This window comes from Glycomyces tarimensis, assembly GCF_054776215.1.
Map to the genome: position 1 here is coordinate 79,223 of NZ_BAAHCB010000004.1, position 10,711 is coordinate 89,933.

The 10,711-nt window shown below is 71.8% G+C and carries 9 protein-coding genes; 6 read left to right on the forward strand and 3 right to left on the reverse strand.

Annotated features, from left to right (window positions below):
* Positions 1 to 61: 61 nt before the first annotated feature.
* Complete coding sequence (locus ACYVK3_RS04235; protein ID WP_460496009.1) at positions 62 to 1,585, forward strand: heparinase II/III family protein; 1,524 nt, start codon at positions 62 to 64, stop codon at positions 1,583 to 1,585.
* On the opposite strand, the gene ACYVK3_RS04240 is transcribed toward ACYVK3_RS04235, so the two are convergent.
* The gene (locus ACYVK3_RS04240; RefSeq protein WP_460496010.1) at positions 1,532 to 3,256 is read right to left on the reverse strand and encodes a SulP family inorganic anion transporter; all 1,725 of its coding nucleotides are present in this window, start codon (positions 3,254 to 3,256) and stop codon (positions 1,532 to 1,534) included. The genes ACYVK3_RS04235 and ACYVK3_RS04240 overlap by 54 nt on opposite strands.
* A gap of 143 nt (positions 3,257 to 3,399) precedes the next feature.
* Here ACYVK3_RS04240 and ACYVK3_RS04245 point away from each other — a divergent pair, with 143 nt between their 5' ends.
* A complete protein-coding gene (locus tag ACYVK3_RS04245) occupies positions 3,400 to 3,807 on the forward strand; it encodes a hypothetical protein (RefSeq protein ID WP_460496011.1) in 408 nt (135 codons plus the stop codon).
* A 2-nt stretch (positions 3,808 to 3,809) separates the two neighbouring features.
* On the forward strand, positions 3,810 to 4,283 hold the full coding sequence (locus tag ACYVK3_RS04250; protein WP_460496012.1) for a hypothetical protein: 474 nt from the start codon (positions 3,810 to 3,812) through the stop codon (positions 4,281 to 4,283).
* Positions 4,284 to 4,434: 151 nt separating this feature from the next.
* Here ACYVK3_RS04250 and ACYVK3_RS04255 read toward each other — a convergent pair whose 3' ends face one another.
* Entirely contained in the window at positions 4,435 to 5,364 is a 930-nt protein-coding gene (locus tag ACYVK3_RS04255) for a GNAT family N-acetyltransferase (RefSeq protein WP_460496013.1), read from the reverse strand.
* A 97-nt stretch (positions 5,365 to 5,461) separates the two neighbouring features.
* Between ACYVK3_RS04255 and fdxA the strand changes: the two genes are divergently transcribed.
* Both fdxA and dapC read left to right on the forward strand, forming a co-directional pair.
* Positions 5,462 to 5,785 carry a 4Fe-4S dicluster domain-containing protein gene (fdxA, locus tag ACYVK3_RS04260; RefSeq protein ID WP_460496014.1) on the forward strand — a complete coding sequence of 108 codons (324 nt, stop codon included), beginning with the start codon at positions 5,462 to 5,464 and terminating at the stop codon, positions 5,783 to 5,785.
* A 5-nt stretch (positions 5,786 to 5,790) separates the two neighbouring features.
* Positions 5,791 to 6,906: a succinyldiaminopimelate transaminase gene (gene dapC, locus ACYVK3_RS04265; RefSeq protein ID WP_460496015.1), complete on the forward strand. Its 1,116-nt coding sequence runs from the start codon at positions 5,791 to 5,793 to the stop codon at positions 6,904 to 6,906.
* Positions 6,907 to 6,976: 70 nt separating this feature from the next.
* Here the strand turns inward: dapC and ACYVK3_RS04270 are convergent, their stop codons facing one another.
* Positions 6,977 to 7,336: a hypothetical protein gene (locus ACYVK3_RS04270; RefSeq protein ID WP_460496017.1), complete on the reverse strand. Its 360-nt coding sequence runs from the start codon at positions 7,334 to 7,336 to the stop codon at positions 6,977 to 6,979.
* 343 nt (positions 7,337 to 7,679) lie between these two features.
* Between ACYVK3_RS04270 and ACYVK3_RS04275 the strand changes: the two genes are divergently transcribed.
* Entirely contained in the window at positions 7,680 to 10,676 is a 2,997-nt protein-coding gene (locus tag ACYVK3_RS04275; protein WP_460496018.1) for an ATP-binding protein, read from the forward strand.
* The last annotated feature ends 35 nt before the right edge of the window (positions 10,677 to 10,711 follow it).

Sequence of the window (10,711 nt, forward strand, 5' to 3'; positions counted from 1 at the left end):
AGACGGAGTCTAGGCTGGAATGTGCTCGGGCGTTACGGTTAGGACCATGGGAGACCCCCGAATGACACTCCTCGCGGAACTGCGCGAACTAGCGGTCCAGCCGATGCCGGCGTTCGACCCGGCACTGATCGACGACTTCGCGGCCACCGGCCGGCGACTGCCGTACGAGGCCCAGTACTTCGCGCGCCGCCGCCACCTCGCCGCCGTCGCCATCGCCGGCGACGCCCTCGCGCTCGACGAGGTCCTCCAGGCCGTCTGCGATGAGCGGTCATGGGCGCTCCCCGCCCACTGGGGCGAGGACGATCCCCGCCACTGCGTCGACCTGTTCGCCTGCGAGACCGCCCAGACCCTCGCCGAGATCCTCGTGCTGCGCCGCGACGTCGAAGCGCCCGAACGCGTCCGATCCGAGATCGCGAACCGCGTCCTCGATCCGGTCTTCGAGACCGAGGCGCCGTTCTGGTGGGAGGAGCGCATCTCCAACTGGACCGCCGTCTGCGCCGGCGCCGCCGGGATGGCCGCGCTGGCCCTCGGCGTCGACATCGATCTCGTCCGCGCCCGCATCCTGCCGGCCCTCCAGAGCTACCTGTTCTCCTTCGGGCCCGACGGCGGCTGCGTCGAAGGCGTCGACTACTGGGTCTACGGCTTCGGCTACTTCACCTACTTCGCCGAGGCCTGGCGCGACGCCACCGGCGAGGACCTCCTCGCGGGGACCGAGGCGATCGCGGCCTTCCCGGCCGCCGTCCAGCTCTACCCGGGCTCCTTCGCGACCTTCGGCGACTCCCACCACGACCCGATGCTCCCGCCCGGCCTCATGGCCCGACTGGCCGACCGGCTCGCCGCGCCCCTGCCCGCGATCGAGTACACCCCGACCTTCGCCGACGACCACACCGCCCGCTGGGCGCACCTGACCCGCTCCCTCGAATGGGGGCGGGAACTCGCCGGGAAGATCGAGCCGGGCCGCACCCTCCTGCCCGACGTCGGCTGGTTCGCCGAGCGCCGCCTCATCGGCTCGCGCATGTGGGCCCTCGCCGTCAAAGGCGGGTTCAACGAGGAGCCGCACAACCACCTCGACCTCGGCTCGTTCATCATCGCCGTCGACGGGGAGCAGCTGCTGTGCGACCCGGGCGCGGGCGAGTACACCGCCGCCTACTTCGGGCCCGAGCGTTACGAGCAGACGCACACCTCCTCGCACTGGCACTCCGTCCCGACCGTCGAGGGCGCCGATCAACAGCCGGGCGAGGACTCCCGCGCCGAGCTCGTCGACACCGGCGACGGCATCGAGGCCTACATCGACGCCTACGGCGACGGCGCGCTCTACCGCAAGTTCACCTGGACCGACGACGGCATCGACCTCGTCGACGCCGGCCCCGAGATCGTCGAGACCTTCGTCAGCCGCATCAAGCCCGAACTCGACGGCGACCGGGCCGCCTGGACCGGTGAACGCGGCACCGTCGTCCTCCACGGGATCGACGCCGAGGCCGCGACCGTCGAGCACGTCGACACCGTCAGCCACAACGGTAGGCACGACCGCCTATGGGCACTGCGCTTCCCGCTGGTCGGCGGCCTCCGCTTCGAGCTGCTCTAGCACGCCGTCGGCCTTGAGCTTGCGCCGCGCGGCCGCGATCGCCTCGCTGGTGTGCTCGAACAGCCGACCCTGCCGCCACAGCGGCTCGAGCACCCCGAGGGCCGCCAGAGGCTTGGCGTGGACGGGCTCCAGGCCGGAGAGGTAGACGGCGATGCCGCGGTGCTCCAGGCGTTTGATCGCGTCGGCGAGCACCAGCGCCCCCGAGGCGTCCAGCGTGGAGACCCGGCTCATGCGCAGCACCACCACCCGCACGTCGGCGACCTCCAGCAGTTGGAGCAGGAACCGGTGCGCCGCCGCGAAGAACAGCGGCCCCTCCAGGCGATAGGCCACGATGTGCTCGTGCAGCAGCGCCGTCTCCTCGTCGTGGTGGTCCTCCGACTCGATCGGCTCGCGTTCGACGCTGGTGGCCCGGGAGATGCGCCGCAGCGCGAGCGCCCCCGCCAATGCGATGCCGATCGCCACGGCCCACACCAGGTTGAACAGCACCGTCGCCGCCAGCGTGAGCGTCATGACGGCCGCGTCGGCGCGCGTCGACCGCGCCAGCGCCAGCATCGAGCTCACCTCGATCATCCGCACCGACGTCGCGATGAGCACCCCCGCCAGAGCCGCGAGCGGCACGTGCGCGACCACCGGCGCGAGCGTGAGCATGATGAGCGCCAGGAACACCGCGTGTGACAGCGCCGCCAGCCGGCTCGCCGCACCGGCCCGGATGTTCACCGCCGTGCGCGCCAGCGCGCCCGAGGCGGGCATGCCGCCGAACAGCGGCGTCACCATGTTCGCCACCCCTTGACCGAGGAGCTCCCGGTCGGGGTGGTGGTGCTGGTCGACGGTCATGTTGTCCGAGACGGTCGCCGACAGCAGCGACTCCAGGGCGCACAGCGCGCAGATCGCCACCGCGGCGGCGACGAGGCTCGGGACCTCGGCCGGGTCGAGGAAGCCCACGCTCGGCGCGGGCAGCGTCGACGGGAGCGCGCCGATGACGTCGACGTCGGTGTGCAGGTACCAGGTCGGAATCGTCGCCACCGCCACACTGATGAGCGGCAGCGGGACGACCGGCCGCAGCCGCCAGCCCAGCAGGATCGCCGCCGCCACGCCGAGCGCGACGCTGATCGACACCCAGTCGGGATCGGCGGCGAAGTCGCGTGCCGCCGCCCAGGCGCCGTCGATGACCCGCGACCCCGGCTGCTGATGGCCGAGCGCGGCGGGCATCTGCTGGAGGATCATCACCACCGCGACCCCGGCGGTGAAGCCCTCCACCACCGGCACCGGCACGTAGCGCACGTACCGGCCCGCGCCGGTCACCGCCAGTGCCAGCAGGCCGATGCCGGCGAGGAATCCGACGATGAGGACGCCCTCGTGGCTGTGGGCGGCGAACAGCGGCACCAGCACCACCGCCATCGGCCCGGTCGGGCCGGTCACCTGGAGGTTCGAGCCGCCCAGCATCGCCGCCACCGCACCGGCGACGATGGCCGAGACGAGCCCGGCGGTGGCGCCCAGGCCCGAGGCCATCCCGAAACCGAGCGCGAGCGGCAGTGCGACGACCGCGACGGTCGCTCCGGCGAGCAGGTCGGTGTGCCAGTGGCGGCGCATGGGGGCGAAATCGGCCCGGCCCGGGAACAGCTGTCTGAAACGTCGTGGTTTCGTCGTGGATGTTTCTCGCACCGCAGTCATGGGCGTATTGTTCCAAGCCGGGCGGCGAAAACGCCGCTCTGCCGCGCCGTCGGCGACGTGCAATGCGGCCCGATGGCGATGCGGCGCATGCCTGCCGCTGACGGCGAACCGGAGGCGAAAGGCGCTGCCGTAGGATCGCTTGCGTGCGAGCAGTCGAGGCGGCGATCCGGGTCGGCGGTGCGATCGTCGTCGTGGCCGCCGCGGTGCTCGCCGCCGTCATCGAGTCGTTCCTGGTGCCGTTCCACATCGGCGCGACGGCCGTCCCGCTGGCCGGGGCGCTCGCCTTCGCCGGGAACTGGGCGCTGGCCGCGCTCGCGGTGTGGTGGATGCGGCAGCGGTGGGCGGTGGTGCTCACCGCGTTCGTGTGGTTCGCCGTCGTCCTGACGTTCTCGGCGCCCACCGACGGCGGTTCGCTCGTGATCAGCGGCAGCCCGAACGGCTACGCGCTCCTCCTGGCGGGGACCGCCGGAGTCGCTGTCTCGCTGTGGCAGTATTTTCGACCGGGACGGACCCGCGTGACAACCCCTGATGGTCGACCGAAGGAGACCTGATCGTGAACCTCTTCAAGCGCCTCCTCATTCCCCACTGGCCCTCGATCTACGGTTTCGCGCTGGCGCTCATCGCCGCGAACCTCGGCGGCCGGATCCTGGCGAAGTCCGTGGACGAGAACACGGTGGTCGGCGAGCTCATCGGCGTCTACACCTTCGGCGCGATGGCGGTCGTGGCCATCGTGGCGGGCATCTGGTGGGGGGTCCGCCGCAGGCGCCAGGAGATCGTGCCCGAGCTGCTGCCGATCTTCGTCGTCACGGTCCTGTTCTCGGTGCTGGTCAATCCCGTCATCGCCCGGGTCGACTACCCGAGCCTCGACGGCGTGTTCTCCCAGACGGTCATCTACTTCGCGCTGCTGGCCCTGTCGGGCTGGGTCGGCTACCTGATCGTCATGGCGATCGGCGTCGACCACTACGGCCGCGAGCTCAAGGCCACCAAGATCGCCTTCGAGAAGAAGGCGAACCCGGCGCGCTCCTGACGCCTGCGCGCTGGCGCTCTGCTCCCATCACCGGTCGCGGGCTCCCGAGCGGGCCTCGGCTACCGCTCGGGAGCTCCCGGCTCCGCTTCGGCTACCAGTCGCAAGCTCCCGGCTCCGCTTCGGCTACCAGTCGCAAGCTCCCGACCTCGCTTCAGCTACCAGTCGCAAGCTCCCGGTAGTGATACCGGTGATGCTCGGTGAAGCCCAGCCGCCGGTACATCGCGAGCGCGGCCTCGTTGTCGGTCTCCACTTGGAGGGCGATCCGGCCGGCGCCCGCCGCGGCGGCCCAGTCGGTGAGCACGTCGAGGATCTGGCTGCCCAATCCCTGGCGCCGGCACTCCGGTAGCGTGCCGATGCCCGTGATCGCCGCCGTGTCGCCTTCGATGGCGGCCCGGCCCCGCGCGGCCAGGACGCCGTCGCGCCGGATTTCGGCGAACGCCCGGCTCGGGCCCGAGCCGAGCACCCTCGCGGCGAGGTCCTCCCGGCCCGGGGCCGTCTGCTCCAGCAGGTCCGGGCTCGGCTCGTGCGCGATGACCGCGTCGCCGGAGTAGCCGAGCGCTCCGGCCGCCTTGGTGAGGACCGCGGTCTCGCCTTCGGCATGCCAACCGCGGGCGGCGAGCGCCTCGTCGAGCCGCTTCGACAGCGGCATCGCCACCGAGATCAGCGGCCTGGCGCCGCGTTCGGCGTACCAGCGCTCGACCTCGGCGAGGGCCGATTCGAGGCCCGCGTCGGGCACGACCAGCGCCAGCACCGAGTTCGCGCGCCTGGTGAAGCCGTCGGAGTACCGTAGAAGCCAACCGCCCGATTCGAACGATTCGAGGGCGGGCCAACTCGCGGCGAGCAGGCGCTCCAGTCGGAGGATCTCCGAGAACCGTGTGGGCTTGGGCGGGATGGTCTTGGCGGCCACCACGTCGGCGGCGTCAACGGTGACGGCTGTCCCCGAAGGCGCCAGTACCCGCAAGTGGTCCGCTCCGAGCTCGATAAGCTCGCCTGTGACGTCGCGGAACCGGTGGCCCGGGGAAGCGTCGGCCAGACGCATCCTGACCACCACCCGTCGACCCACGTGTTCCGGTCTCAGCATCTGGCGCACCCCTTACCTTCGGGTCTATTACAACGAATACGCTTTACGCTCATCGCAGCGCAGTCCGCCCGATTGCGCGCCGTAGGAAGGACGACGAGTGACTTACATCATCGCTGAGCCGTGCGTGGATCTGCTCGACAAGGCTTGCATCGAGGAATGCCCCGTCGACTGCATCTACGAAGGCAACCGGATGCTCTACATCCACCCCGACGAGTGCGTCGACTGCGGGGCGTGCGAGCCGGTGTGCCCGGTCGAGGCGATCTTCTACGAGGACGACGTCCCCGACGAGTGGAGCGGCTACACCAAGGCCAACTACGACTTCTTCGACGAGCTCGGCAGCCCCGGCGGCGCCTCCAAGGTCGGCAAGATCGAACGCGACGACCCGTTCGTCGCCGCACAGCCGAAGCGGGAAGAAGCCTAGCCGCAGTGGCGTACCGCCGTCTCCACAGCGCCTCGCCGGCCCGGCGGCTGCCCGAGTTCCCGTGGGACCGCTTGGCCCCGTACAAGGAGCGCGCGTCCGCCCATGCCGAGGGCATCGTCGACCTGTCGGTCGGCGCGCCCGTCGACGAGGTCGCCCCGGTGATCCGGGACGCGCTGTGCGAGGCGGCCGCCCGCCCGGGTTATCCGACCGTTGCGGGCCCGAGCGACCTCGGCGCCGCGATCCGGTCGTGGCTGCACCGCCACACCGGCGTGGACCGGGAGGTGGCGGTGCTGCCCACCGTCGGCTCCAAGGAGCTGGTCGCGAACCTGCCCGCCCAGCTCGGCATCGGGACCGGCGACACGGTCGCCTACCCCGAGATCGCCTACCCCACCTACGAGATCGGGGCGCGGCTGGCGAAGGCCGACGCGGTGCCCGTCGCCGACCCGCGCGATGCCGCCGGTGCTCGGCTGCGCCTGGCGTGGATCAACTACCCGACCAATCCCACCGGTGAGGTCGCCACGGTCGAGTACCTGCGGGGCCTGGTGCGCTGGACCCGCGAGAACGGCGTCGTGCTCGCCTCCGACGAGTGCTACCTGACCCTCGGCTGGGAACCGGACCGACCGCCCGTGTCGATCCTCGACCCGGCCGTGAACGACGGTGACCTCACCGGACTGCTCGCCGCGCACTCGCTGTCGAAGCGGTCGAACCTCGCCGGATACCGCTCGGCGTTCCTCGCCGGCGACCCGGCGATCATCGCCGATCTGCTGGAGATCCGCCGCCACGGCGGGTTCATGGTGCCCTGGGCGGTCCAGCGGGCCACCATCGCGGCGCTCCACGACGAGGAACACGCCATCGAGCAGCGCGTCCGGTACGAATCCCGGCGCGCGGTCCTGCGCACGGGTCTGGAGACCGCCGGATTCCGCATCGACGCCTCCCACGCGGGCCTGTACCTGTGGGCGACGCGCGGTGAAGACTGCTGGGCGAGTCTCGACTGGCTGGCCGGGCGCGGCATCCTCGCCGCCCCCGGCGAGTTCTATGGCGCGAAGGGCGCCGAGCACGTGCGGGTGGCGCTGACCGCCACCGACGACGCGGTCGCCTCGGCGGCCAAGCGGCTCGGCTGAGAACCGACCACGACGAAATGAGGGGCCCGCGGCCGGATGCCGCGGGCCCCTCACGCTTATCGCGCCGACGTCAGTCGACGATCGCCGGCTCCTCGGCCGCGGGAGCGGGCGCCGGTGCGGGAGCGGGCGGGCTGCCCTGCACCATCTGCAGCACCTTCTTGCAGGTCTCGGTGAGCGCGGCGGGATCGGGCGGCGCCGGGGCAGGCGGCGTCACGGGAGGCTGCTGCTCATCGGCCTCCGCCTCCCCCGCCGGCGGTGCGGGCGCGGGCGGCGGCGTTCCGACGAGGAGCTGCTCGAGCTCCGTCAGGCACGCTTGGAGCTCGAGCAGCGGGGCCGGGTCCGGCGCCGGCGGAAGCTGCTCCGCGGCCACGGTCTCGCTCGGAGCGGTCTCGGCCGCCCCCACGGCCGGAGCCGCTGCGAGAACCGCCATCGGAACGACGGCCGCGCCCGCGAGAACGGTGCGCCATAGCTTGCGTGATGTGTTCGGTGTGGACTCAGCCATTCGGATGTCTCCCCGTGTGTTCGGCGTCTTGGCGCAGGTCGGACGCGTGTGTGTGCGCCACCAGGAAGCGGCACGGCCGCTCGACGAACGCCAAGGTGTCTACTCCGACTGGACTATATGCAGGGTCGGAACCCGATGTGGAGATTCAGGGAAATAGACCTCACGAACGCCCTCCTGTATCGCTCGTAAGGGTTACACCGCCGACACCGCGATCGCACCGAACGAGCGCAAGCCACTGGCGGCTGTCGGAGGACGGGGTCACACTGGTCAAGTGACAGATTCGCTCCTCATCGGCCGGGACCATCCGGCCTCGACCCTGTGCGCGGCGGTCGAGCGGACCGTCGCCAGCCACGGCGGGCTCGCGCTGGTCACCGGCGAGGCCGGCATCGGCAAGACCACGCTCGTCACCGGTGTCGCCTCCGGCTTTCGCGACGAGCTCCTCGTCGCCTTCGCCACCTCGTGGGAGTCCGAGGCCGTGCCCGAGTACTGGCTGTGGACCCAGGTGCTGCGATCCCTGCGCGGCCAGCTCGGCGACGCCTGGGCCGAGCTGCCGACCGCGTCGCCGGCCTTGAGCGGGCTCCTCGGCGAGGGCGAAGGCACCCCGGCCGCCGAATTCGAACGGTTCGACGCCGTCACGCGGCTGCTCATCGCCGTCTCCCACCGCAAGCCGCTCGTAGTCGTCCTCGACGACCTGCACTTCGCCGACGCCGGCAGCGTCGAACTGCTCAAGTTCGCCTCCCAGCACACCTGGTTCGAGCGGGTCCTGTTCGTCGCCACCTACCGCGACTCGGAGATCGACCCGGGGCACCGGCTGCGCGCCCGCATGCTGCCCCTGGTCGCCAAGGCCACCATGGTCGCCCTCGACGGGCTCGACGAGGCCGGCGTGGCCGAACTCGTCCGCACCACCGTCGGCGCCGTCCCCGGCGACGACGTCATCGCCGAGATCACCCGCCGCACCGGCGGCAACCCGTTCTTCGTCGAGCAGACCGCCCAGCTGTGGGCCACCGGGCAGCGCGTCGACGCCACCACCGCGGGGATGCGCGACGCCCTCCACCGGCGCCTCGAACAGCTCGACGAACGCCTCACCAGGATGCTCACCCTCGCCTCCGTCGGCGGCCGGGAATTCCACCCCGCCGTCATGGCCCAGGCCTCCGGCATCGACGTCCACCGGATCGAGGACGCACTCGACCTCGCCTGCCAGACCCGGCTCGTCCGGCGCGAACCGGACCGGTACGTCTTCGTCCACGACCTCGTGCGCGAATCGCTCTACAACAGCATGAGTGAGGCCGAGATCGCGAAGCACCACGGCTGCATCGTCCGCGCGCTCGTCGCGGACGAATCGCTCCAGAAGCTCATGCTCACCACCGAGATCGCCCACCACGCGTGGCTCGCCGGCGACACCCTCGACCCCGAGATCGCCGTCGACTTCCTCACCCGGGCCGGCGCCGAGGCCAACGGCTGCACCAGCATGGGCGGCGCCGAGAAGTACTTCCGACGCGCCGTCGAACGGTGCGCCCCCCAGATGGTGCGCAGGCGCGTCCTGGCGCGACTCGACCTGGCCGGCGCGATCAACTGGAGCGGCCGAGAGGACGAGGCCGCCCGCATCTGGGACCAAGCCGTCCTCGAAGCCGAGGAATCCGGCGACGCGATGCTGCTCGCCCGAGCCGCCATGGAACTGCCGCAAACTCAGCGGATCGAGAAGCTGATGCGCCTCAAGGCCGCCGCGTACGAAGGACTCGCCGGCGAGGCCCCCGACCCGGCGCTCGGGCACGACGAGCTGACACGGCGGCTGGCCTACCGCTACATGCTCGCCGCCCGGGAGAGCGGCTCCGACGAGGACCTCGCCTTCGGGCTGTGGGCCACGCACTCGGTCAACTGGGGCCCCGGCACCGCCGCCGGACGCCAGCTCATCGTCGAAGAGCTCGACGAGGTCACCCGGCGCACCGGCGAGACCGAGATGCGCCTGCTCGCCGCCTCCCTGCGCTGGGTCGCGCTGCTCGAACAGGGCGAGCCGGCCTTTCGCGAACAGCTGGCACAGTTCCGCGCGCTGGCAGAGCACAGCGAAGCCGAGCGGTGGCGCAGCGCCGTCTACGTCGACCGCGCCGTCATCGAGATGTTCCAGGGGCGCTTCGCCGCCGCCGAGCAGCTCCTCGCCGACGCGATGGAGCTGACCGGCGACGATCCTATGCTGCGCCATATGCTGCGCCACCTGCAATGGGAGCTGGAGCTCGCACGCGGAGAGGTCCCCCAGACGATGCCGGAGGTGTGGCGGCCCGCCTTCGGCGGCTGGCACGCCGACCTCCTCAGCGGCATCTCGGCACTGCGGCGCGGCGACGTCGCCGAGGCCCGCGGGGTCCACTCCCGCATCGGCGAGGACGCCGACCAGTACGACGCATGGGCGTCGCTGTGGCTGCGCTTCGAGGTCGAACTCGCCACCGCCGACGGCGACACCGAGATGATCGCGCGGCTGCGCCGGCGGCTCGAACCGCACGAGGGCGAATGGCTCGTGGCACTGTGGGGGATCAGCGTCAACGGTCCCATCAGCCACTGGCTCGGCACCCTCGCCGCCGCAGCGGGCGAACCCGCGCGGGCCGCCGAGCACTTCGCGGCGGCCGTCGAACAGGCCTACCGGCTCGACGCGAAACCATGGGCCGAACTGGCGCGCCGCGCCGCCGCCGAGCTCGTCGTGCCCGCCGCACCGGCGACGGCCCGCGAGACCGGCGAGGTGTTCCGCCGCGACGGCTCCACGTGGACCCTGCGATACGACGGCCTGACCGTCCACCTGCCCCACACCAAGGGCCTCGCCGACCTTCACCGGCTCCTCGAACGGCCCCACACCGAGGTCACCGCCGTCGAACTGCTCGACCCCGAGGCCGGCGCCGAGGTCGCGAGCGACGCGCGCATGGGCGGCGACGACCTCCTCGACGCCGAGGCCCGCGCCCGCTACCGCGACCACCTCGAGTCGCTCGACGAGCAGATCGACACCGCCGCCGCCCTCGGCGACGACCTCCGGGCGGCGAAGCTCGACGCCGAACGCCAGGCCCTCATCGAGCAGCTCAAGGCCGCCACAGGGCTCGGCGGCCGGTCCAGGCGCCTCGGCGACAACGCCGAACGCGCCCGCAAGAGCGTCACCAACCGGATCCGGAACACCCTCAAGAAGCTCGAATCGAGCCACCCGGCGCTCGCCGGGCACCTGCGCGAGACCGTCGCCACCGGCTCCAGCTGCGCCTACCGCCCGAGCGCCGACGCGCCGCGCTGGCAGCTCTAGCACCGACGCAGCGAGGCCGGGCGGGGCATGCCCCG